A 22,113-nucleotide genomic window follows, 5' to 3' on the forward strand; every position below is an offset into this window, starting at 1 on the left:
TGACCATCGCGCCCGATCCCGACGAGTCAGGCACTTCGTGGCGGCGTAGCGAAAAGACCGGAGTCGCCGCGAGGACTTCGCCACCGACTTCGTCGCCGACCGGTCACCTTCCCCGAGGGGCAAGACAGGAACCGGTAGGAGCCGCCCGTCGTGACGTCATCCGATCCAGCGATAGCACCACACCTGTTGCGATGCATAAGCTCAAGTACACCGACGCTGAGCTGCATCAAGCCTGAACATCCTGCCATCGCCGCAGCCTGGCCCCCCGGAGAAGTCACAGCACACGAATGGTTGGCCACCAACCGCACCAGCCTCTCGTCCGCAGCTGTTTGGTCCCGCAGGTAGCGAGCCCCGTCGAGCGGATGGAACCCTGTCACGGCCAGTGCCGGCGCGTAGCCGATGTCGTGCAACATCGCCGCGGACCAAAGCAGTTCTGCATCGGCGCACAGGATCTCTGCTAGAACCCCCGCCTTCGCGGCGACGCCCTGGGAGTGAGACCAGCGGCGCGGCAGGGGTTCCGCGAGGAGGGACTTGGCCAGGTCGTGGGCCCAGACAGTGAGATCCATGCTGGAAGACTAGGCCGGAACTCCCGGTGGGCGGCTGGTGTCGGCTGGACGTCCCAGGACGTCTTCGTATCTGTCCCCGGCAGGGACCTCCTGCCCTATGAGTGCCTGGCTCCGATCCCTTCCACCAGAGCAGCGGGCAGCGCTGAGCGCTGAGCGAGGGCCAGCCGGAGCCTTCAGCTCACGGCAGACGAGAAAGAGCCCCAAAGGACTGGAACCCTCCCTCAGGTCCATGTCAACGTACAACGTCCCCGAAAGCACCAGGTCAGAGAGGCAACGCGCGTTCGGGGCGACTGGATCTCCGGCCGTTCCGGAACCCACTTTCTCGGCCACCTTTGTCCCGGTCACCCATCCCCCCACCAAGGAGGCTCACCCTGGACGAGGCCCGCACTTCGATCCATACGCGTCACTGCCCCGATCCTCCTCCTCGCGCTCGGCGCCATTAGCGCCTGGACCGCGCAGGAGACCGGCGATTACGACTCCCTGTCTACGGCCCTGTGCCTCTGCGTCTGCGCTGCCGGCCTGCTTGGCGAGGACTTTCTCCAAAGCGGCTACCGTCGTGACCGCGTAGTTCTTGCGTACGTTGCCGTTCACCCTGGCGCCGCGACTCGCAGCGTTCCCAAAGCGGTCAGCGCACCCGTGCCCGTAGCGGCCCGCAGCCTTAGCCGGCTCACCGGCGACGGCCTCCTGACACTGGTCACGGATGGTGCGACACCCGCCTTCAAGTCCTATCGGCTGGCCTCCTAACCCCTGGGTGCGCGCAATATAGGCCACGATCCCCGGTTACCGAAACCGGGGATCGTGCGGAGCATTAATGGTGTTCGCGCCCGGCTGTGCTTGGCGGTGGAGCCGTAGCGAATAATGCCGCAAGTTTGCCTACCCCGATCGGTAGACGCGGCGTTGTGAAGTTATGTCCGCCTGTTCGAGGAGAGTGAGTATTCTGTCCGATCCCATCAAGAAACTTCCGCCGAACTCGAAGGGGAAGGTTCGATACCGGTTTGTTGTCGACGCAGGAGTCGACCACGAAACTGGGAAGCGTAAGCAGTTGAGGCGCACCTTCGACTCGTTGAAGGAAGCTAGGGCTGAGTACGCGAACATAACTAATCGGCGGCATGATGGGTCGCTTGTACCGCCCAACAAGATCACCGTGAATGAGTGGCTCGACCGATGGCTGGCCATGAAAGCGGAGGACCTCGAAGAAACCACCATCTACAACTACGGGATTACCCTGGACCGGGTTCGGGGGAGGCTCGGCAATATCCGTCTCCAGGACCTTACTGAAGAGCACGTGGAAGATTGGAGGGACTGGGCGCTGGCGCATGGCCGCGTGCGTGGTAAAAGGGTCGGGACGCCACTCAGTGTCACGAGTGTGGATATGAGCCTCGCTCGGCTGAAGGAAGCGCTGGGGAGAGCTGTTACCCGGCGGTTGGTGTACGTCAATGTCGCTGCGCACGTGACCATTCCCCGGAGAGCGCGCAAGGAAGAGCGGAAGACTAAAGAGGAGGTGCCGCCCTGGAACGTCCAGGAGGTTCAGAAATTCATACATGGAATTAGGGGTGAGCGTCTCTATGCTGCGCTTCTTCTTTCGCTGATGGGGCTTCGTCCAGCTGAAGTCTGCGGCCTCCGGTGGGAAGACGTTGACTTGGAGAACGCCACGATCGTCATTGCCAACACGCGCACGATGATGGGCAACCGGTACGTGGTAGAGAAGGACACCAAGTCTCTTGCGGGTGAGCGGGATCTGCCGCTGCCGGCGCTGGTGCTGGGAGCCCTCAAGGCATTCCGGGCTCTCCAATCCGAGGAGAGGCTCGCTCTGGGGGAGGCGTACACGGTGTCGGGCTACGTGCTGGCGCACGAAGGGGGCGGCGCCTTCACGATCAAGCAACTTCGCCGACGCGCGTACCGGCTTATGGAGCTTCTCGGGCTCCGTCGCGTCAGGCTCTACGACGCACGCTCGTCGTGCTTCACCTTCCTGGCCAACAACGGCGTCCCGGACCACATCCTCGCGCGATGGGCCGGACATACGAACGTCAAGACGACCAAGCGGTGGTACGTCAAGCCGGATGTAGAAGATCTTCGCGGAGCCGCCACCACTTGGGATGGCCTGCACGGGGGTGCGGCGGAGGGGCAAGAGTGAGCCACGCGGACTATTAGCCGAGCGACTTGCGAGCCGTATGGCCTGCAGGATTGGGGCGAGGTGGATTCGGAGTCCGCTTGCTGGTTTTGGACCGGTGGCTGTAACTGAGAGCATCCGGCTACGGCCAAGCCTTCTACCAAGCGTTCACCGTGTGGTGTTCAAGCTGCTGTTGGGCGGGATTCCGGAAGGTTTCCAGGTGAGTCACGCTGTGCCTCGTCCGTGCCATCACACTCGATGCTGTAACCCGAACCGCCTGGAGGCCGTGATCAAAGAGGAAAGCGTTGCTCGTAGCGACTGAAGGAGGGCAGGCGCCCGGAGGGCCCACTGCCGACACGGCCACGAGTACGTCCCGGAGAACGTATACCTGGGTTCTCGTCGGCAGGTCCGGCAGTGCCGGAGCGGGGCAAGGCCCGCTAGGTCCACCCCGGCGATGTGACATCTCGTGACAGATGAGAGGGTCAGGCGGGTGAGTGAGACACCGATGAACACCCTGCAATACCGCTTTGACGGGCCAGAAGACGCCCCGGTCCTGATCCTCGGTCCCTCACTGGGTACCACATGGCACATGTGGGACCGGCAGATACCGGAGCTGTCCAAGAACTGGCGGATCTTCCGGTTCGACCTCCCGGGCCACGGCGGCGCCCCCGCCTACCCGGCGGGTTCCGTCACCGAACTCGCGGGGCGGCTGCTCGCCACCCTCGACGGGCTCGGTGTGCAGCGCTTCGGATACGCGGGCTGCGCCTTCGGCGGAGCCATCGGTATCGAGCTGGCCCTGCGTCACCCGGAGCGGATCGCCTCGCTCGCCGTGATCGCCGCCTCACCCCGCTTCGGATCGGCCGACGAGTTCCGGCAGCGCGGGGTGATCGTGCGCAGCAACGGTCTTGACCCGATCGCGCGATCCTCGCCCGAGCGCTGGTTCACGAGCGGCTTCGCCGCCGCGCAGCCCGCGATCACCGAGTGGGCCGTGCAGATGGTGCGCACCACCGACCCCGGCTGCTACATCGCGGCCTGCGAGGCGCTCGCCGCGTTCGACGTACGCGTCGAACTGGGCCGCATCGGCGTCCCCACCCTCGTTCTCGTCGGCTCCGACGACCAGGTCACCGGACCCGCCGAGGCCCGCACGCTGGTCGCCGGGATACCGGACGCCCGCCTCGCCGTCGTACCCGGCGCCTCGCACCTGGTCCCCGTGGAGCAGCCGGCAGCGGTCACCGACCTGCTGGTACGGCACTTCTCCACCGCCTGGCAGCCCGCCTACGACTCGGCCACGGGCCAGATGGCCATCCCGGCGGCCCCGGTCAAGCCGGTGCTCGCGGCACCCCCGCCGGTCGGCCCCGTCGCCGAGATCGCCCCACCCGTCGTCCAGCCCGCGGTTCTGGGCAGGCCGGACCCCTACGACGCCGGGATCAAGGTGCGCCGCGAGGTGCTGGGCGACGCGCATGTGGACCGGGCGCTGGCCTCGGCGGACGAGTTCTCCGGGGACTTCCAGGAGTTCATCACGCGCTACGCGTGGGGCGAGATCTGGGACCGCCCGGGCCTCGACCGGCGTTCGCGCAGCTGCGTGACGCTCACCGCGCTGGTCGCGGGCGGTCACCTCGACGAGCTGGCCTTCCACACCCGCGCCGCCCTCCGCAACGGCCTCACCCCGGACGAGATCAAGGAGGTGCTGCTCCAGGCGGCCGTCTACTGCGGTGTCCCGGCCGCCAACAGCGCCTTCAAGGTGGCGCAGCAGGTCATCCGGGAGGAGACCACCCCCCAGGAGTGATCTTGAGCCTGGTAGTGGGAGCACCTGTCTCGGCAGCCCTCCGCGGCACCGGGAGGGGGAGGATGGACCCATGAAGCTCACGAAGAAGTCGCATGCCTGCATCCGTCTCGAGAAGGACGGGCGTGTGCTCGTCATCGACCCGGGAACCTTCACCGAGGAGGATGCGGCCGTCGGCGCGGAAGCGATCCTGGTCACGCACGAGCACCTCGACCACTTCAACGAGGACCGGCTGCGGGCCGGTCTGGAGTCCAACCCGGCGGCCGAGATCTGGACGCTGAAGTCGGTCGCGGAGAAGATCTCCGCGGCCTTCCCGGGCCGTGTGCACACCGTCGGTCACGGCGACACGTTCACCGCCGCGGGCTTCGACGTCCAGGTGCACGGTGAACTGCACGCCGTGATCCACCCGGACATCCCGCGCATCACGAACGTCGGCTATCTCATCGACGGTGGTCGCGTCTTCCACCCGGGCGACGCCCTCACCGTGCCCGAGCAGCCGGTCGAGACGCTGATGCTCCCGGTCATGGCTCCCTGGAACAAGATCGCCGAGGTCATCGACTACGTCCGCGAGGTGAAGCCGCAGCGCGCGTACGACATCCACGACGCGCTCCTGACGGACCTCGCGCGCCCGATCTACGACCACCAGATCGGCTCCCTGGGCGGCTCCGAGCACCTGCGGCTCGCGCCGGGGGCGTCGGCGGACGTCTGAGCCCCCGAGGGCGGGGGCGTCGGGCGGGCACGGCGACTCGTTGTCGTACCCGCCCGGTAGGTTGTGAGGCATGCGCATCGCGACCTGGAACGTGAACTCGATCACCGCTCGCCTCCCGAGGCTGCTGGCCTGGCTGGAGAGCAGTGGTACGGACGTGCTGTGCCTCCAGGAGGCCAAGGTCGCCGCCGAGCAGTTCCCCGTCGACGAGCTGCGCGAGCTGGGATACGAGGCGGCGGTTCATGCGACCGGGCGGTGGAACGGCGTGGCGGTGCTCTCCCGCGTCGGCCTGGAGGACGTGGTCAAGGGGCTGCCCGGCGACCCCGGTTACGAGGGCGTGGAGGAGCCCCGGGCCGTCTCCGCGACCTGCGGCCCGGTCCGCGTCTGGTCGGTGTACGTGCCGAACGGACGCGAGGTGGACCACCCCCACTACGCCTACAAGATCCAGTGGTTCGAGGCTCTCAAGGCCGCGGTCGCGGGCGATGCGGCGGGCAGCCGACCCTTCGCCGTGCTGGGCGACTACAACGTGGCGCCGACGGACGACGACGTCTGGGACATCTCCCTCTTCGAGGGGGCCACCCACGTCACCCCGGCCGAGCGGGCCGCCCTCGCCGCGCTGCGCGAGTCGGGTCTGTCGGACGTGGTCCCGCGGCCCCTGAAGTACGACCACCCGTTCACGTACTGGGACTACCGTCAGCTCGGCTTCCCCAAGAACCGCGGCATGCGCATCGACCTGGTCTACGGCAACGAGCCGTTCGCCAAAGCGGTCACCGACTCCTATGTGGACCGCGAGGAGCGCAAGGGCAAGGGCGCGTCGGACCACGCGCCGGTCGTGGTGGACCTCGACGTGTGAGTGCCCCCGGGGCGCGCCTGTGGTGCGACCCGGAGTGCGAATGTCACGCTGGGCGTATGAACATCCCTTTCCTGCGCACCTGGCGCAAGAAGCACGGTCCCGCCTTCGGCGTCGCGGTGTTCTCCGACGGTGATGACGACTCCGAGGGCGTCGCCGAACTCCTCTCCGAGTGCGAACTGCTGCGCTCGCAGGCCCATCAGGCGGGCGTCGAACTCGACGACTCCGTCGCCTCGTTGGAAGCGCTGGACCAGCTGCTGCCGCGCTGGCGCGACGACGAGGAGAGCCTGCCATGGCTCGGCAACGACGCGGGGCTCTATCTCGGCTCGGTCATCGTGCGCACGGTGCCCGGCGCCCGCTGGGAGGTGTGGCCCAACGGCCACCCGGCGGTGCGGCTGGCCTCCGGCCGGGAGATCGATGTCGTCGCCTCCGGCCACACCTGGGCGTCCAGCGGCGCCCCCGAACTCTCCCAGCTGTACGCCGAGGTGGCGGAGGGGTAGCCCGTCCCGCCGGGACCGCGTAAACCAGAAACTTCATAAATACGGCTAATGCCCGAAAAGTGCGTGTCGCGTATGAGGGGTCACCCTGCCCGGATAGTTTGCGGCTTCTGCGACACAGCTGAGAGTGGGTAGGGCCGGGCATGGCTGTCGATCCTCTGATCGAACTGCAGGGCGTGAACAAACACTTCGGCGAGTTGCATGTCCTCCAGGACATCAACCTCACCGTCGGCAAGGGGGAGGTGGTCGTGGTCATCGGCCCCTCGGGGTCGGGCAAGTCAACCCTGTGCAGGGCGATCAACCGGCTGGAGACCATCGAGTCCGGCGCCATCAGGCTCGAAGGCCGGCCGCTGCCGGACGAGGGCAAGGCGCTCGCCAGGCTCCGCGCCGAGGTCGGGATGGTCTTCCAGTCCTTCAACCTCTTCGCCCACAAGACGATCCTGCAGAACGTCTCACTGGCCCAGATCAAGGTCCGTGGCCGCAAGAAGGAGGAGGCCGACCGGCGCTCCCTCGAGCTCCTGGACCGCGTGGGCCTCGCCTCCCAGGCCCCGAAGTACCCGGCGCAGCTCTCCGGCGGCCAGCAGCAGCGCGTGGCCATCGCCCGCGCCCTCGCCATGGACCCCAAGGCCCTGCTGTTCGACGAGCCGACCTCGGCACTCGACCCCGAGATGATCAACGAGGTCCTCGAAGTCATGCGGCAGCTCGCGCGCGACGGCATGACCATGGTCGTCGTCACCCACGAGATGGGCTTCGCGCGCTCCGCCGCCAACCGCGTCGTGTTCATGGCCGACGGCCGCGTCGTCGAGGACCGCACCCCCGAGGAGTTCTTCACCAACCCGCGCAGCGACCGCGCCAAGGACTTCCTCTCCAAGATCCTCAAGCACTAGGCGGGGGAGTACGACCATGATCCGTACGACACGTACGCGCCTCGCCGTGGCCGCCCTCGTGTGCATCGCGCTGCTGACCGCCGCCTGCGGCAAGGAGGGCAGTCCGCCCACCAAGGGACCGGCCGCCGGCAAACTGCCCCACTACCAGGTGGCGGAGGGTTTCGAGCTCCCTTCCTCGCCCACCTGGGAGAGGGCCAGAAAGCGCGGCTACCTCAACATCGGCGTCAAGGAGGACCAGCCGTACCTGGGCGAGAAGGACCCGGCGAGCGGCACCTACTCCGGCTTCGACATCGAGATCGCCAGGATGATGTCGGCCTCGCTCGGCTTCGACCCGAGCACCATCCGCTTCAAGACGATCGCCTCGGCCAACCGCGAAACCGCCCTGCAGAACGGTCAGATCGACTTCTACGTCGGCACCTACACCATCAACGACAACCGCAAGAAACTCGTCGGCTTCGCGGGCCCCTACTACATGGCCGGACAGTCGCTGCTCGTACGCAAGAACGAGAACGACATCCACGGTCCCCAGGACCTCGCCGGCAAACGCGTCTGCTCGGCGGCCGGTTCGACGCCGTACCAGCGCATCCAGACCGACTATCCGAGGGCGACGCTCGTCGCCTACGACACCTACTCGGTCTGCGTCGACAATCTGCTCACCTACCAGGTCGACGCCGTCACCACCGACGACGCGATCCTGATCGGCTACGCGGCGAAGGTGCCCGACGAACTCAAGGTCGTCGGCAAGCCGTTCTCGAAGGAGCCGTACGGCATCGGCGTGCCGCGCGACGACAACGCGCTGCGGTTCGCGCTCGACGACGCTTTGGAGGCTCGTGAGAAGAACGGCGACTGGAAGAGGGCGTACGAGGCGACGCTCGGGCTCTCCGGAGTGCCGGCGCCCACCCCGCCCGCCATCGACCGCTACCCGGCGAGCTGAGCGAGGCCGATGTGAACGTACTGATCGACAACTTCCACACCTTCGCCCAGGGATTCCTCGGCACGGTCGAACTCACCGTCTACGCGAGTGTGCTGGCCCTCGTGCTCGGCTTCCTGATGGCGTCGTTCCGGGTCGCGCCGGTCGGCTCCCTGCGGGCCTTCGGCACGGTGTGGGTGACCGTGCTGCGCAACACCCCGCTCACCCTGCTGTTCTTCGCCGTGCTGCTCGGGCTGCCCCGGTTCGGACTCGTGCTGCCCTTCAAGGTGTTCGCGGTTCTGGCGCTCGGCTGTTACACCTCCGCGTTCATCTGCGAGGCGCTGCGCTCGGGCATCAACACCGTGCCCAAGGGACAGGGCGAGGCGGCCCGCAGCCTCGGCATGACCTTCAGTCAGACGCTGTCCGTGGTCGTCCTGCCGCAGGCGTTCCGGTCCGTGATCCCGCCCATCGGCTCCACGCTCATCGCCCTCGCCAAGAACTCGGCGATCGCCGGGGCGTTCAGCGTCAACGAACTGCTCGGGACCTACAAGACGCTGAGCGAACTCGGCTACAACATCGTCTGGACCTTCGTCTGGATCGCCGTCGGCTATCTGATCATCACCCTCACCATCAGCGCGATCTTCAACTACCTCGAACAGCGCTGGGGAGTCGCCCGATGACCGCTACCGCCCCCGAATCCACCGCCCTGTACGACGTTCCCGGACCCAGGACCCGTCAACGACATCGGCTCTACGCGGCCGTCTCCACCGCCCTGATCCTCGCCCTGGTCGGCTGGATCCTCTATCTCCTCTTCGACACCGACCAGTTCACGTACACGAAGTGGATGCCGTTCGAGTACAAGGGCATCCAGGAACTGCTGCTGCGGGGACTGGGCAACACGCTGAAGGCCTTCGCGATGGCCGCGGTGCTCTCGCTGGCGCTGGGCACCGTGCTCGCGACGGGGCGCCTGTCCGACCACCGTCCGGTGCGCTGGGTCTCCGCGCTGGTCGTCGAGTTCTTCCGCGCCATGCCCGTACTGGTGATGATCTTCTTCATCTTCGTGGCACTGAAGGTGCAGCCGCTGCCCGCGCTGGTCGCGGGGCTCACCCTCTACAACGGCTCGGTGCTCGCCGAGGTCTTCCGCTCCGGCGTCAACTCCGTCGAACGCGGCCAGCGGGAGGCCGCGTTCGCGCTCGGCATGCGCAAGACCCAGGTCATGACGTACGTCCTCGTCCCGCAGGCCGTGCGGGCCATGCTGCCCGCCATCATCAGCCAACTCGTGGTGGCCCTGAAGGACACCTCGCTCGGCTATCTCATCACCTACGAGGAGTTTCTCCACGCCGGGAAACTGATCGCCTCGAACCTCGACTACGATTTGCCGTTCATCCCCGTGGTGATGGTGATCTCGCCGATCTACATCGGGATGTGCATGCTGCTCTCCTGGTTCGCCCAGTGGGTGTCCCGGCGGGAGCAGCGCAGTCCCAAGACCGAGGCCGTGCACGTGGCACCGGCCGAACCAGGGACGCTGCTGCCCGGTGGGGGTCCCCCCACAGCCCCGCGACTGTAGGGGGAGCAGCAGCTCACAGGGCCAGACCCGGCCGGCGCCAGCAGCCGGAGATCACTGCTCGCGCAGGGGAACGGACACGTAGGACGGGTCGTTCGCCGGTGAGGAGAAGGTCAGCTGCGCGCCGGACGGGTTGTGCTCGATGTAGAGCGGGTCGACCGTGTCGACGACCAGGGCGAGCCGATGTCCTGCCGGCACGTCGTAGGCCGTGGAGTACAGCTCCAGGTCGACGCCGAACGGCTTTCCGGGCGTCCGCCCGTGGAAGGTGTACGGCGCGTTGCTGACCAGCTTGCCGAGGCCGAGCGGGCCCACGTCGTAGAGATAGGCGACGAGGGTGCCGCTCTCCTCGGTCGGAGTGAGCGTGGTGTGCAGCGTGGTGGTCCCGCGCACTCGCTGGACGCTCGCGTACCGCTCCGACTGCCAGACGGCCGCCCAGCGGCGCGGCAGCAGCGGGATCGACGCCATCGGGGGGACCTGGGCGATCTGGTCGAGGATGCTGGAGAGGAAGATGATCCCGCCGTCCGCGCCCGAGTCGACGTTGGTGTGGATCGTGGTGGTGCCCGCGAGGGCGATCTTCTCGCTGGTCGCGCCGACCGACTTCCAGTCCGGGTAGCCCTCGTAGGCGCCGGTGGTGCGAGGCTTGAGCTGGACGGGCTGCTCCCGGTCGATGCCGTTGTCGACGCCCCTGAGGTAGTGGTCGAACCAGCGGCCGGTGTCCGTCCACACGTCGTTGGGGAGCCCGAACAGACCGGTCGCCTCGGCGGTGGCGTGGTCGCCGGGGCGGAACTCCAGGCGCTTGGGGCCGGTCAACTCCTCGTAGAACCTGGCGTACTGGTTGGGCGGGAAGATCGTGTCGCCCCAGCCGTTGGCCATGAAGACGGCCGCGCCGTTCTTGTTGAGCTGGTCGACGTAGGTCTCGGGGGAACGTTTCTTCCCCCAGGCGATCATCTCCTGCTCCTTCGAAAGGTTCGAGGCGAAGAAGTCCTTGAGCGTCTGCTGGAGTTCGGCGCTCGGGCGCCCGGTGATGGTCCCCGCGACGCCGAGCAGGGCGGTGGCCTGCGAGTGCTGGGTGCGGCCCGAGTAGATCGAGTCGATGAGGTCGGCCCAGCCGCTCATGGCGGAGACCGCCTTGATCCTCTTGTCGTGCGCGGCGGCGAGCAGGCTGATCCCGGCGCCGTAGGAGACGCCCGCCATGCCGACCTTCTGGGCGTCGGCGGGGGTGTTCGCCAGCGCCCAGTCGATCACCTTGGAGGCGTCGGCCACGTCGGGCGGTCCCGCCACTTCTATCTCGCCGCCGGACTGCCAGAAGCCGCGCACGTTGTACGTGAGCACCACATAGCCGGAGTCGGCGAGCTTCTGGGCCTGTGCGAGGTACTCGACCTGCGGCAGGCCCCAGCTCGTCGGCATGACGAGGAGCGGGTACCTGCGGCTGCCGTCGGCGCCCGCGGGGGTGACGACATTGGCCTTGAGGACCGTGCCGCCGTCTCCGGCGATGTCGACGAAGCGGACGGCGGCTGAGGCCGCCTGGGCGGTGGGGGCGAGCCCGAGGGCGGTACCGGCGATCAGGGCTGCGGATACGGCACCGACGGCGGACGTGCGCAGGGCATGACGATGGTGTCCCACGGGCCACTCCTCACTCGTGTCAGTAGAATGTGACCCGACGGTAACCTCGCTGTCTTACCGGAAGTAACCCGTCGGTAAGTTACGCACGGGTAAAGATTGTTCGAGGGCCGTGAAATCTATGAGGCGAGGTGAAATCTACGAGGCGCGGTGGGAGTTGCGAGCCGGCGCAGGCGTGGGCAGCGGGGTCTGGGCGGCCCGGGTCACATCCGCGACGAGCTCGACGACATCGGGCCCGTACGCGTGCGAGTTCACCACCTTCAGCAGCAGCACGAAGGAGTTGCCGCCGTGTTTGCGTGCCAGCCGTTCGTGGTTGCGGGCGAGATAGCGCGTCGCCGCCTGGTTGGTGATCGCGCGCTGCCCGCAGAAGAGGAAGACGGGCCGCGTCCCGCGCTCCTGTCCGGCGATCAGCCGGGCGAGGATCACGTACTCGCCCTTCCCCGGCTCCAGGCGGTAGCGCTCGCTGCCGATCTGGAAGGCGCCGCGGTCCGGGCCCGGTTCGGCGTCGGTGTTCACCTCGATGCCCGGCAGCAGGGAGTGCAGGTGCGCGGCCATCCGCCGGTTGGACGACGGGCCGCCCACGCAGAACTCGGTCCGCTCACCGAACCCCTGCTGCGCGGCGTCGTGCGCGACGACCTGGGCGTGCGCGCCGCAGTCCTTGATCAACGCGGCGAGTTCGAGCAGCGCGAACACGTCGAAGCGCATCACGGTGAGCTCCGGGCCGCCCGCCTCGCGGTTCACCACCAGGAGCGACTCGGAGTTGTCGGGCAGCCCGAAGAACGCCTGCTTGCGCCGGAGTCTGCGCTTCCAGAGGTAGGTGCGGGCGAGCCAGCCGAGCGCGGCGCTGATGGCGGCGGCGACCACGCCGAGAACGATGTTGCGCACGTCGTCATTCATGGGCGCGCATGGTATCGGGAGTGCGGACCGGTGTTCGAGGGGGTCCTGACGGGAGGGGTGCGCTGAAGTTACGCTGCGCGGACGGCTGTTGACTGGAGGTACGGATGCGTCGCCCTGTTGCGCGGAATCTGGCGGTCTTGGCGGTTTCGGCCGCGGTGGTGTCGGTCGGCGCGGCGGCGCCACCCAGCGCCGGGACGGCTTCCTCCCGTGCCACCCCGGCGAAGGTGCCGGTCGCCGTCGGCTACGGCGGTGCCGTGGCCAGCGTCGACGCCGACGCCTCCGCCGCCGGGATCGAGGTCCTGAAGAAGGGCGGCAACGCGGTGGACGCGGCGGTCGCCACCGCGGCGGCCCTGGGCGTCACCGAGCCGTACTCCTCCGGCGTCGGCGGGGGCGGCTACTTCGTCTACTACGACGCCAAGTCCCGTACGGTGCATACGATCGACGGCCGTGAGACCGCGCCGCTGACCGCCGACTCGGGGCTCTTCCTGGAGAACGGCCGGCCGCTCGCCTTCGCGGACGCCGTCACCAGCGGGCTGAGCGTGGGCACGCCGGGCACGCCGGCCACCTGGCAGACGGCGTTGGACAGCTGGGGCAGCAAGCGGCTCGGGAGCGTGCTGAAGCCCGCGGAGCGGATCGCGCGCGACGGGTTCACGGTGGACGCGACCTTCCGCTCGCAGACCGAGTCCAACCAGGCGCGCTTCAAGAACTTCCCCGACACCGCGAAGCTGTTCCTGCCCGGCGGCTCGCTCCCCGTGGTCGGATCGATCTTCACCAACCCCGATCTCGCCAAGACGTATGAGGAGTTGGGCAAGAAGGGCGTCGGCGCGATCTACCACGGCGACCTCGGCGAGGACATCGTCGCCACCGTGAACAAGCCCCCGGTGGACCCGGCTTCGGGCTACAACGCCCGCCCGGGCAAGCTGTCGTCGAAGGACCTGGCGGCCTATCGGGCGAAGCGACAGGCGCCGACGGAGACGTCGTACCGTGGCCGGAAGGTCTACTCGATCGCCCCGTCCTCCTCCGGCGGCACCACGGTCGGCGAGGCCCTCAACATCCTTGAGAAGACGGACCTTTCGAAGGCGAGCGACGTCCAGTACCTGCACCACTACATCGAGGCCAGCCGGATCGCGTTCGCGGACCGGGGGCGCTGGGTGGGCGACCCCGCCTTCGAGGACGTCCCCACGAAGGAACTCCTCTCGCAGAAGTACGCCGACTCGCGCGCCTGCCTGATCAAGGACGACGCGGTCCTGACGAGCCCGCTCGCACCGGGCGACCCGCGCCGTCCGGCGGCCTGCTCCACCGGCGGCACGGCCGCCCCGACGACGTACGAGGGCGAGAACACCACCCACCTCACGGTGGCCGACAAGTGGGGCAACGTCGTCTCCTACACCCTCACCATCGAGCAGACCGGCGGCAGCGGGATCACGGTCCCGGGGCGCGGATTCCTCCTCAACAACGAGCTGACGGACTTCTCCTTCACCCCGGCCAACCCGGCCGTCCACGACCCGAACCTGCCCGGCCCCGGTAAGCGCCCGCGCTCGTCGATCTCCCCGACGATCGTCCTGGACCGGCACAACCAGCCCGTGGTGGCGCTCGGTTCGCCCGGCGGGGCGACCATCATCACCACCGTCCTGCAGACCCTGACGGAGTTCCTGGACCGGGGGCTGCCGCTGGTGGACGCCATCGCAGCCCCGCGCGCCAGCCAGCGCAACGCGGCCCAGACCGAACTCGAACCCGGCCTGTACGACAGCGCCCTGCGGACCAGGCTCGAAGCCCTCGGCCACTCCTTCAAGCTCAACCCCGAGATCGGCGCCGCGACGGGCGTCCAACGCCTCCCCGACGGCCGGTGGCTGGCGGCCGCCGAGAAGGTACGGCGCGGTGGCGGCTCGGCGATGGTGGTGCGACCGGCGTCGTAGCGAGCGGCGCCCTCGCGCTCGTCGACGTCGGTGCGCCTGTGGCGATCAGCGTGCCGTGAGGATGCGTGGGCCCGTCCGGGTGATGGCCACCGTGTGTTCCGTGTGGGCCGCGCGGGAGCCGTCGTCGGTGCGCAGCGTCCAGCCGTCGGGCGCCGCGTGGAAGCCGTCGGTGCCGCCGCCGATGAGCATGGGCTCGATCGCGAGCACCATGCCGTGGCGGAGGGGGAGGCCGCGGCCCGGGCGGCCCTCGTTCGGGACGGACGGGTCCTCGTGCATGCGGCGGCCCACGCCGTGACCTCCGAAGCCGTCCGGGATGCCGTACCCCGCCGCGCGGCACACCGCGCCCACGGCGTGCGCGATGTCCCCGATCCGATTGCCGACGACTGCCGCCTCGATGCCCGCCGCGAGGGCCCGCTCGGCGGTCTCCACGAGCCGTACGTCGGCCACGCGCGGCTCGCCCACGATGAAGCTGATCGCCGAGTCGCCGACCCAGCCGCCCAGTTCGGCCCCGAAGTCTAAGGAGACCAGATCGCCGTCCCGCAACCGGTAACCGGTCGGGATGCCGTGCACGATCGCGTCGTTCACCGAGGCGCAGATGACCGCGGGGAAGGGGGTGGGCGCGAACGAGGGACGGTAGCCGAGGAAGGGGGAGCCGGCTCCCGCGTCGCGCAGCACCTGGTGGGCGACCTCGTCCAGCTCCAGCAACGAGACGCCCACGTCCGCCACCTTGCGCACCGCCGTGAGCGCCCGGCCCACGACCTGCCCCGCTTCGTACATCTCGTCGATCGACGTGTCCGTCTTGAGTTCCACCATGCCAATTACTATACCGGTATTAGAATGGGGTCATGGTGCGTACCCCTCTGACCCCCGAGGAGCGCGAACGCGGTGAGCGTCTCGGGCGGTTGCTGCGCGAGGCCCGCGGTGGCCGCAGCATGGCGGAGGTCGCTGCGACCGCCGGGATCTCGGCCGAGACCCTGCGCAAGATCGAGACGGGACGGGTCCCCACCCCCGCCTTCTTCACCGTGGCGGCGCTGGCGCGGGCGCTCGGACTGTCCATGGACGACATTGATCACAGGACTCTGCGTCCAGTCCGAAAACTCCCTGTAGCCGTTCCGTAACACGAAGGGTGTTTTCTACCGGACCGGAGTACTCCAGTCGGGCGGGGAGTTGTGTGATGGCTGTGGAACAACTCCCGGGGCAAGTACGGGAGTTCGCGAGTTACCTGAGCGGGCTGATGAAACGGCTCGATCAGGACGGCGGCTGGTGCGCGGTGTTCTGGCAGCGCGACCCCGACGGCATGCGGGCCTGCCTGGACGGCTGGGAAGTGCCCCCGTGGGACGTCGTGGAGGCGCTCCTCCAGGACCTCGCCGCGGAGCAGGGCCCCCAGACCGCGGCCCAGGAGGCCCAGCGTGCCCGTGCCCTGCACAGCGCCTCACTCACCGCCTACGACGGCCGGCCCGGCGGCCGGGACGCCCTCGGCGACCGTCTCGACGTCATGCTCCGCGAACAGCGCTACGCCGCGGAGCGCCAGACCGAGCTGAGCCGGCAGCTGCACGCGGCCACCACCCGGGAGGAGGCCGACACCGTCCGGCTCGACCTCGCCTGGGCCCACGACGACCACGAACGGGCCAGCGCCCGATGTGTCGAACTCCGCCACCGGATGGAGAACCTGGACCGCCGCGCCCTGCGTACCCACGTATCGGGCGGGTTCGACTTCGGGGGACGCGGGCGGGGGCGTCGTCCGGGTCGCCGAGCCGGACGACCGGCGCGCGCTCGAGACCCGGCCCGGCGCGCCGGGGACGGCGGCCCCGCACCGCTCGACGATCCCGGAGCGGTCCGGCCCGCGCCCGCGCTTCGCGGACCCGGCGGCGACCGACCACTCCGGACCCGGCCCCCTCCCCGCCCCCGCTCCCATGGCGCCGAGCGACTCGGCGACCCCCGGTTCCGAGCCGTACGACCCGGCGGCCGCCCGTTCCGCCCGAAGCGACTCGGCGGCCGCCCGTATCGGCCCGTACGACCAGGTCGGTAGGAGCACCGGTACCGGTGCTCCTGGTGCCAGTGCCAGTGCCGGCATCACCCCCAGCCCGGACATCACCCCCAGCCCGGGCCCCGCCCCCGTCCCCAAGCAGCGCTCCAAGCGGCGCCCCCGCGGCAGCGCCCGCTTCGCCGGGATGATGGAGGCCGAGGCGGCCCCTGTGGTCGTCCCGGAGACGGCGACGCCGCCCGGGTCCGACCCGGCCGCGCCGAGCGGCCGTAGCCCCCGTGGAGCCCGTTTCGCGGGTGCCGCCGAGGAGCCCGCGCAGCCGCGCGCCGAGGCGTTGGACGAGGACGCGGGGCGGGCCACCGCCGAGACCGTCCAGACCCTGACCCGGCTGCGCCGCGAGGGCCGCAGCGGCGAGGCGCACGCCGTGCTCGTGGAGGCCGCCTACTGGCCCGCCGCCCGCTTCCCGCTGCTCGCGGCCGAACTGCACCGGGCGGGCCTCGACGCGGACTGGGCCACCCTGCTGTGGGAGGCCGCCTCGCTTCCCGCGGACCGGCTGGTCGGCGCCGCGGACGCGCTCGTCGCGGCGGGCCGCAGCGCCGACGGCCGGCAGATGCTCCGCCAGGGCGTCGCCCGCCCCGCTCCCGAGATCGGGACCGCCGTGCTGAGCCTGGCCGACGAGGGGCGGCAGCGCGAGATCCGGGCGCTGCTCGACGCGTACGTGCGCGTCCGCACCCCGGAGGAGGCGGCCCGCAGCGCGGAGACGGACCCGGGGCGCCTCGTGCCGCTGCTGCTGGCGGCCGCCAAGGGTGTCTCGGAGGAGCGCCACTGGGACCTGGTGCACGCGCTGAGGGTGGCCGGTTTCACCGCCTGAGCCATCAGGGAAGGCATGCCTGAGCCCGACGAGGGTCCGTCGGGCCGTCGCCCACCGGATCGACCGCTCACCCACAGGGGTGCGAAACGTGATCGACTCAGCGGGTTAACGGCGATGGTCTTGGCAAGGCTGTCCGCTGGGCTTACTTTCGAGCCTCCACCGCCTTTGTCTACGGGCGTAGAGGCTCTCTGACGTCTCGTCGAAGGAGCAGCTCATGGCCAACGTCGTACGCGCCGCTCTGGTCCAGGCCACCTGGACCGGCGACACCGCATCCATGGTCGCCAAGCACGAGGAGCACGCCCGCGAGGCGGCCCGGCAGGGCGCGAAGGTGATCGGATTCCAGGAAGTTTTCAACGCCCCCTACTTCTGCCAGGTCCAGGAGCCCGAGCACTACGGCTGGGCGGAGCCGGTGCCCGACGGGCCCACCGTCACTCGTATGCGGGAACTCGCGCGCGAGACCGGCATGGTCATCGTCGTGCCCGTGTTCGAGGTCGAGCAGTCCGGCTTCTACTTCAACACCGCGGCGGTGATCGACGCCGACGGCACCTACCTCGGCAAGTACCGCAAGCACCACATCCCGCAGGTGAAGGGCTTCTGGGAGAAGTACTACTTCAAACCGGGCAACCTGGGCTGGCCGGTCTTCGACACCGCGGTGGGCAGGATCGGCGTCTACATCTGCTACGACCGGCACTTCCCCGAGGGCTGGCGGCAGCTCGGCCTGAACGGCGCCCAGCTCGTCTACAACCCCTCCGCCACCTCCCGCGGCCTCTCCGCCTACCTCTGGCAGCTGGAGCAGCCCGCCGCGGCCGTCGCCAACGAGTACTTCATCGCCGCGATCAACCGGGTCGGGCAGGAGGAGTACGGCGACAACGACTTCTACGGGACCTCGTACTTCGTCGACCCGCGCGGACAGTTCGTGGGGGAGACGGCCAGTGACAAGACCGAGGAGCTGATCGTCCGCGACCTCGACTTCGACCTGATCGAGGAGGTCCGGCAGCAGTGGGCGTTCTACCGCGACCGGCGGCCCGACGCCTACGAGGGGCTGGTGAAGCCGTGAGCGACCTGTACGCGCGCCACAAGGCCGTCCTGCCCGACTGGCTGGCCCTCTACTACGAGGACCCGATCGAGATCACCCACGGCGAGGGCCGCCACGTCTGGGACGCCCAGGGCAACAAGTACCTCGACTTCTTCGGCGGCATCCTGACGACGATGACCGCGCACGCCCTGCCCGAGGTGACGAAGGCCGTCAGCGAGCAGGCCGGACGGATCATCCACACCTCCACGCTCTACCTCAACCGGCCGATGGTCGACCTCGCCGAGCGGATCGCCCAGCTGTCCGGCATCCCCGACGCCCGCGTCTTCTTCACCACGTCCGGCACCGAGGCCAACGACACGGCCCTGCTGCTCGCCACCGCCCACCGGCAGAGCAACCAGATCCTGGCGATGCGCAACAGCTACCACGGCCGCTCCTTCAGCGCGGTCGGCATCACCGGCAACAAGGGCTGGTCACCGACCTCCCTCTCGCCCCTCCAGACGCTGTACGTCCACGGCGGCGTCCGCACCCGCGGCCCGTACGCCGATCTCGGCGACGCGGAGTTCATCGCGGCCTGCGTCGACGACCTGAAGGACCTGCTCGGTCACGTCCGCCCGCCCGCCGCCCTCATCGCCGAGCCCATCCAGGGCGTCGGCGGCTTCACCGCGCCGCCCGACGGCCTGTACGCGGCCTTCCGCGAGGTCCTGGACCAGCACGGCATCCTCTGGATCGCCGACGAGGTACAGACCGGCTGGGGCCGCACCGGCGAGCACTTCTGGGGCTGGCAGGCGCACGCCGCCGCAGGCCCGCCGGACATGCTCACCTTCGCCAAGGGCATCGGCAACGGCATGTCCATCGGCGGCGTCGTCGCGCGCGCCGAGATCATGAACTGCCTCGACTCCAACTCCATCTCGACCTTCGGCGGCTCGCCGATCACGATGGCGGCGGGCCTGGCGAACCTCACGTACCTTCTCGAACACGACCTCCAGGGCAACGCCCGGCGCGTCGGCGGTCTCCTCGGCGAGCGGCTGCGGGCGATCTCCGTGCCGCTCGACTACGTACGGGAAGTGCGCGGGCGCGGGTTGATGATCGGCGTCGAGCTGGTCAAGCCCGGCACCGACGAGGCGTACCCCGAAGGTGCCGCGGCCGTGCTCGAAGCGGCCCGCCAGGACGGCCTGTTGATCGGCAAGGGCGGCGGTCACAACACCAGCGTGCTGCGCATCGCACCGCCGCTCTCCCTCACCGTCGCGGAGGCGGAGGAGGGCGCGGCGATTCTCGAGCACGCGCTGAGGTGTATCCAGTAAGAAGTTCTGAGCAAGGGAACGTGCCATGACCACCGCCACCGCCTTGGAACCCGCCCTGTCGGTACGCCAGGTCCTCGCCCTGGACCGGGTGCTCGCCGGAGAGCCCGAGGTGGTGGCCGGCGCGGGCCACCTCGACCGGTCCGTGCGCTGGGTGCACGTCGCCGAGGCCGCCGACGTGGGTGTGATGCTCAGCGGCGGGGAAATGGTGCTCACCACCGGGGTCCTGCTCGCCGGCGACCCGGACGCGCAGGCCGAGTACATCCGTTCGCTGCACCGTGCGGAGGCCGCGGCCGTGGTCCTCGGGCTCGGCCGGGCCTTCCCGACCCCGCCGGACGTGATGCGCCGGGCCGCCGAGCGCTGCGGGCTGCCCATGGTGGTCCTCCACCGGCCCTTCCCGTTCGCCGAGCTGACGGAGGAGGTCCAGTCCCGGCTCGTGCGCAGCAAGTTCGCGGCGGTGAGCCTCTCGGAGGCCGTACGGACCGCGCTCACCGGGCTCATCACCACGGGCGCGCCCCTGCAACGGATGCTCGACGAGATCGCCGTGCACGCCGCGTGCCCGGTCGTCGTCACCAACCTCGCCCACCGCGTCCTCGCCACGGCGGGGGAGCGGTCCGCGGTGGACGACGTGCTGCGCGACTGGGAGCGCATCGCCCGGCAGGCGGGCGGCAGCGAGGGCGACGGCTGGATCCGCGCCGAGCTGGGCGGGCGCGGCGAGAGATGGGGCCGCATCGTGCTGTGCGGCTACCGGGGCGACGCCGCCACCGGGCGGCTGCTCGCCGACCGTGCCGCCGAGGCCCTGGTCCTGCACCGGATGCTGGGTGGCTCCGTGCACACCTGGGAGGAGGAGTCCGCGCAGAGCCTGCTGACCGACCTGGTGAGCGGGGTCGTACCGGCGCGGCAGCTGCTCCCGCGGGCCAGGGCGGCCGGGCTGCCCGTCAACCGCCGGGCCTTCGTGCCGCTGGTGGTACGGGACGGCGACCCGGGCCAGATCGACCGGGTGCTGCGTCTGCTGGGGCTCCCCGGACTGGTCGCCGAGCTCGCCGACGGGGCCACCGCCGTGCTGCTCAGCCTCGCCCGCGACCAGGACGCGGAGGCGCTGGCCGCCCACTTCGCGCTGCGGCTGCGCCATGAGACCGGCGCCCGTACGACCGTGGCGGCGGCCTCGCCCCGTACCGCCTGGGACGACGTCCCCGGCGGCCTGCGCGAGGCCCTGCACGTCGCCGAGGCCGCCGCCGACGCACCCGCCGACCAGGACCAGCCGGTGCTCGTCCGGCTGCGTGACGTCCATCTGCGGGGGCTGATACGGCTGTTGCGCGACGATCCGAACGTCCAGTCCTTCGCCGAACGGGAGTTGGACGGGCTGCTGTGCGGAGCCGATGCCGAGTCGGAGCTGCTGCCCGTGCTGCGGACCTACCTCGCGACCGGCCGCAACAAGTCCCGGACCGCGCAGCTCCACCACGTCAGCAGGCCCGCGCTCTACCGCCGGCTGGAGGCCATCGAGGCCCGGCTCGGCGTCGACCTCGACGACTTCGAGCAGGCCGCCTCCGTACACATCGCACTGCTCGCACACGACGCGCAACAACGGTGAAACACCGGACGGCTCAGGTGAAACATGGGACAACGCGGGGGTGACACCGTGGAACGGCACAGCGCCTCAGACGTGACACGGTGCAACTCAAACCATCCCTCACGGCTTCCTAGGCTCCTCGCACACCGAGCGACCGGAGGTCCCGATGAGCAGAGTGATCCGCGCCGCCGTCTTCCAGACTGCCTGGACCGGCGACAAGGAGTCGATGATCCAGGTCCACGAGCAGGCGGCCCGCGACGCCGCCGCACAGGGCGCACAGGTGCTGTGCTTCCAGGAGCTCTTCTACGGGCCCTACTTCTGCCAGGTCCAGGACAAGGCGTTCTACGAGTACGCCGAGCAGATCCCCGAAGGCCCGATCGTCCGGCGCTTCCAGGCGCTGGCCAAGGAACTGGGCATCGTGCTCGTGCTGCCGATGTACGAGGAGGAGCAGCCCGGCGTCCTGTACAACACGGCCGCCGTGATCGACGCGGACGGCTCGTACCTCGGCAAGTACCGCAAGCACCACATCCCGCAGGTCGAGGGCTTCTGGGAGAAGTTCTACTTCCGTCCCGGCAACGCCGGCTGGCCGGTCTTCGACACCGCGGTGGGCAGGATCGGCGTCTACATCTGCTACGACCGGCACTTCCCGGAGGGCTGGCGTGCGCTGGGCCTCGCGGGCGCCGAGATCGTGTTCAACCCGTCGGCCACCTCGCGCGGACTGTCCTCCTACATCTGGCAGCTGGAGCAGCCGGCGGCGGCCGTCGCCAACGAGTACTTCGTGGGCGCCATCAACCGCGTGGGCGTGGAGGAGTTGGGCGACAACGACTTCTACGGAACGTCGTACTTCGTCGACCCGGAGGCCCAGTTCGTCGGGGAGGTGGCCAGCGACAAGGAGACCGAACTCGTCGTCCGCGACCTCGACATGGCCAAGCTGCGCGAGGTGCGCGACCGCTGGCAGTTCTACCGGGACCGCCGCCCCGACGCGTACGAGCCGCTGACCGCGCCGTAGTCCGGCGGGGCCCTGGAGTCCGCCGGGCTTCCCGCGCCC

20 protein-coding genes and 1 pseudogene are annotated in these 22,113 nt (G+C 69.4%); 17 read left to right on the forward strand and 4 right to left on the reverse strand.

From position 1 onward, the window contains the following. Positions 1-275: 275 nt before the first annotated feature. Positions 276-566, reverse strand: a pseudogene (locus AAFF41_RS37350) (HD domain-containing protein); the annotation flags it as partial. A gap of 928 nt (positions 567-1,494) precedes the next feature. Here AAFF41_RS37350 and AAFF41_RS37355 point away from each other — a divergent pair. From AAFF41_RS37355 to AAFF41_RS37395, 9 genes are all read left to right on the forward strand, one after another. Next, positions 1,495-2,700, forward strand: a complete 1,206-nt coding sequence (locus AAFF41_RS37355; protein WP_343325353.1) for a tyrosine-type recombinase/integrase — start codon at positions 1,495-1,497, stop codon at positions 2,698-2,700. 466 nt (positions 2,701-3,166) lie between these two features. Then, a complete protein-coding gene (pcaDC, locus tag AAFF41_RS37360; protein ID WP_343325354.1) occupies positions 3,167-4,462 on the forward strand; it encodes a bifunctional 3-oxoadipate enol-lactonase/4-carboxymuconolactone decarboxylase PcaDC in 1,296 nt (431 codons plus the stop codon). A gap of 70 nt (positions 4,463-4,532) precedes the next feature. Continuing rightward, positions 4,533-5,168, forward strand: coding sequence for an MBL fold metallo-hydrolase (locus AAFF41_RS37365; RefSeq protein ID WP_067362462.1), 636 nt, complete (start codon positions 4,533-4,535; stop codon positions 5,166-5,168). A gap of 70 nt (positions 5,169-5,238) precedes the next feature. After that, positions 5,239-6,018: an exodeoxyribonuclease III gene (locus AAFF41_RS37370; protein ID WP_054230385.1), complete on the forward strand. Its 780-nt coding sequence runs from the start codon at positions 5,239-5,241 to the stop codon at positions 6,016-6,018. Positions 6,019-6,074: 56 nt separating this feature from the next. Further along, positions 6,075-6,515: a DUF6278 family protein gene (locus tag AAFF41_RS37375; protein ID WP_319749687.1), complete on the forward strand. Its 441-nt coding sequence runs from the start codon at positions 6,075-6,077 to the stop codon at positions 6,513-6,515. 140 nt (positions 6,516-6,655) lie between these two features. Next, complete coding sequence (locus tag AAFF41_RS37380) at positions 6,656-7,399, forward strand: amino acid ABC transporter ATP-binding protein (protein ID WP_054230383.1); 744 nt, start codon at positions 6,656-6,658, stop codon at positions 7,397-7,399. A gap of 16 nt (positions 7,400-7,415) precedes the next feature. Continuing rightward, a complete protein-coding gene (locus AAFF41_RS37385) occupies positions 7,416-8,333 on the forward strand; it encodes a glutamate ABC transporter substrate-binding protein (protein WP_319749686.1) in 918 nt (305 codons plus the stop codon). 11 nt (positions 8,334-8,344) lie between these two features. After that, a complete protein-coding gene (locus AAFF41_RS37390) occupies positions 8,345-8,989 on the forward strand; it encodes an amino acid ABC transporter permease (protein WP_054230381.1) in 645 nt (214 codons plus the stop codon). Then, the gene (locus tag AAFF41_RS37395; RefSeq protein WP_099919874.1) at positions 8,986-9,876 is read left to right on the forward strand and encodes an amino acid ABC transporter permease; all 891 of its coding nucleotides are present in this window, start codon (positions 8,986-8,988) and stop codon (positions 9,874-9,876) included. Before AAFF41_RS37390 ends, AAFF41_RS37395 begins: the two co-directional genes overlap by 4 nt. Before the next feature lie 51 nt (positions 9,877-9,927). Here the strand turns inward: AAFF41_RS37395 and AAFF41_RS37400 are convergent, their stop codons facing one another. After that, positions 9,928-11,496 (reverse strand): CocE/NonD family hydrolase, encoded by a 1,569-nt coding sequence (locus AAFF41_RS37400; RefSeq protein WP_319749685.1) that lies wholly within the window; start codon positions 11,494-11,496, stop codon positions 9,928-9,930. A gap of 135 nt (positions 11,497-11,631) precedes the next feature. After that, the gene (locus AAFF41_RS37405; RefSeq protein WP_319749684.1) at positions 11,632-12,390 is read right to left on the reverse strand and encodes a hypothetical protein; all 759 of its coding nucleotides are present in this window, start codon (positions 12,388-12,390) and stop codon (positions 11,632-11,634) included. 104 nt (positions 12,391-12,494) lie between these two features. Here AAFF41_RS37405 and ggt point away from each other — a divergent pair, with 104 nt between their 5' ends. Further along, positions 12,495-14,306, forward strand: a complete 1,812-nt coding sequence (gene ggt, locus AAFF41_RS37410; RefSeq protein ID WP_319749683.1) for a gamma-glutamyltransferase — start codon at positions 12,495-12,497, stop codon at positions 14,304-14,306. A gap of 45 nt (positions 14,307-14,351) precedes the next feature. On the opposite strand, the gene map is transcribed toward ggt, so the two are convergent. After that, complete coding sequence (map, locus tag AAFF41_RS37415) at positions 14,352-15,119, reverse strand: type I methionyl aminopeptidase (RefSeq protein WP_343325355.1); 768 nt, start codon at positions 15,117-15,119, stop codon at positions 14,352-14,354. Between the two features lie 32 nt (positions 15,120-15,151). On the opposite strand from map, the gene AAFF41_RS37420 reads away from it, so the two are divergent. From AAFF41_RS37420 to AAFF41_RS37445, 7 genes are all read left to right on the forward strand, one after another. Beyond that, positions 15,152-15,424, forward strand: a complete 273-nt coding sequence (locus AAFF41_RS37420) for a helix-turn-helix domain-containing protein (protein ID WP_319749681.1) — start codon at positions 15,152-15,154, stop codon at positions 15,422-15,424. Between the two features lie 56 nt (positions 15,425-15,480). Beyond that, positions 15,481-16,335: a hypothetical protein gene (locus tag AAFF41_RS51780; RefSeq protein ID WP_425526190.1), complete on the forward strand. Its 855-nt coding sequence runs from the start codon at positions 15,481-15,483 to the stop codon at positions 16,333-16,335. Then, positions 16,220-17,161, forward strand: a complete 942-nt coding sequence (locus AAFF41_RS51785) for a hypothetical protein (RefSeq protein ID WP_425526191.1) — start codon at positions 16,220-16,222, stop codon at positions 17,159-17,161. Before AAFF41_RS51780 ends, AAFF41_RS51785 begins: the two co-directional genes overlap by 116 nt. 214 nt (positions 17,162-17,375) lie before the next feature. Beyond that, positions 17,376-18,218 carry a nitrilase-related carbon-nitrogen hydrolase gene (locus AAFF41_RS37430; protein WP_319749679.1) on the forward strand — a complete coding sequence of 281 codons (843 nt, stop codon included), beginning with the start codon at positions 17,376-17,378 and terminating at the stop codon, positions 18,216-18,218. Further along, positions 18,215-19,498, forward strand: a complete 1,284-nt coding sequence (locus AAFF41_RS37435; protein WP_060895148.1) for an aspartate aminotransferase family protein — start codon at positions 18,215-18,217, stop codon at positions 19,496-19,498. Before AAFF41_RS37430 ends, AAFF41_RS37435 begins: the two co-directional genes overlap by 4 nt. A 25-nt stretch (positions 19,499-19,523) precedes the next feature. After that, positions 19,524-21,086, forward strand: a complete 1,563-nt coding sequence (locus tag AAFF41_RS37440; protein ID WP_319749678.1) for a PucR family transcriptional regulator — start codon at positions 19,524-19,526, stop codon at positions 21,084-21,086. Positions 21,087-21,231: 145 nt separating this feature from the next. Beyond that, positions 21,232-22,074, forward strand: a complete 843-nt coding sequence (locus tag AAFF41_RS37445) for a nitrilase-related carbon-nitrogen hydrolase (protein ID WP_054230371.1) — start codon at positions 21,232-21,234, stop codon at positions 22,072-22,074. Positions 22,075-22,113 lie beyond the last annotated feature (39 nt).

It is taken from the genome of Streptomyces mirabilis (assembly GCF_039503195.1).
Taxonomy (GTDB): domain Bacteria; phylum Actinomycetota; class Actinomycetes; order Streptomycetales; family Streptomycetaceae; genus Streptomyces; species Streptomyces mirabilis_D.

Excerpts from the sequence above, each read along its gene's own strand:
- AAFF41_RS37365 (WP_067362462.1), top strand. The coding sequence starts at position 4,533 with ATGAAGCTCACGAAGAAGTCGCATGCCTGCATCCGTCTCGAGAAGGAC.
- AAFF41_RS37370 (WP_054230385.1), top strand. The coding sequence starts at position 5,239 with ATGCGCATCGCGACCTGGAACGTGAACTCGATCACCGCTCGCCTCCCG.
- AAFF41_RS37375 (WP_319749687.1), top strand. The coding sequence starts at position 6,075 with ATGAACATCCCTTTCCTGCGCACCTGGCGCAAGAAGCACGGTCCCGCC.
- AAFF41_RS37380 (WP_054230383.1), top strand. The coding sequence starts at position 6,656 with ATGGCTGTCGATCCTCTGATCGAACTGCAGGGCGTGAACAAACACTTC.
- AAFF41_RS37385 (WP_319749686.1), top strand. The coding sequence starts at position 7,416 with ATGATCCGTACGACACGTACGCGCCTCGCCGTGGCCGCCCTCGTGTGC.
- AAFF41_RS37395 (WP_099919874.1), top strand. The coding sequence starts at position 8,986 with ATGACCGCTACCGCCCCCGAATCCACCGCCCTGTACGACGTTCCCGGA.
- AAFF41_RS37405 (WP_319749684.1), bottom strand. The coding sequence starts at position 12,390 with ATGAATGACGACGTGCGCAACATCGTTCTCGGCGTGGTCGCCGCCGCC.
- ggt (WP_319749683.1), top strand. The coding sequence starts at position 12,495 with ATGCGTCGCCCTGTTGCGCGGAATCTGGCGGTCTTGGCGGTTTCGGCC.
- map (WP_343325355.1), bottom strand. The coding sequence starts at position 15,119 with ATGGTGGAACTCAAGACGGACACGTCGATCGACGAGATGTACGAAGCG.
- AAFF41_RS37420 (WP_319749681.1), top strand. The coding sequence starts at position 15,152 with ATGGTGCGTACCCCTCTGACCCCCGAGGAGCGCGAACGCGGTGAGCGT.
- AAFF41_RS51780 (WP_425526190.1), top strand. The coding sequence starts at position 15,481 with ATGGCTGTGGAACAACTCCCGGGGCAAGTACGGGAGTTCGCGAGTTAC.
- AAFF41_RS51785 (WP_425526191.1), top strand. The coding sequence starts at position 16,220 with ATGGCGCCGAGCGACTCGGCGACCCCCGGTTCCGAGCCGTACGACCCG.
- AAFF41_RS37430 (WP_319749679.1), top strand. The coding sequence starts at position 17,376 with ATGGCCAACGTCGTACGCGCCGCTCTGGTCCAGGCCACCTGGACCGGC.
- AAFF41_RS37440 (WP_319749678.1), top strand. The coding sequence starts at position 19,524 with ATGACCACCGCCACCGCCTTGGAACCCGCCCTGTCGGTACGCCAGGTC.
- AAFF41_RS37445 (WP_054230371.1), top strand. The coding sequence starts at position 21,232 with ATGAGCAGAGTGATCCGCGCCGCCGTCTTCCAGACTGCCTGGACCGGC.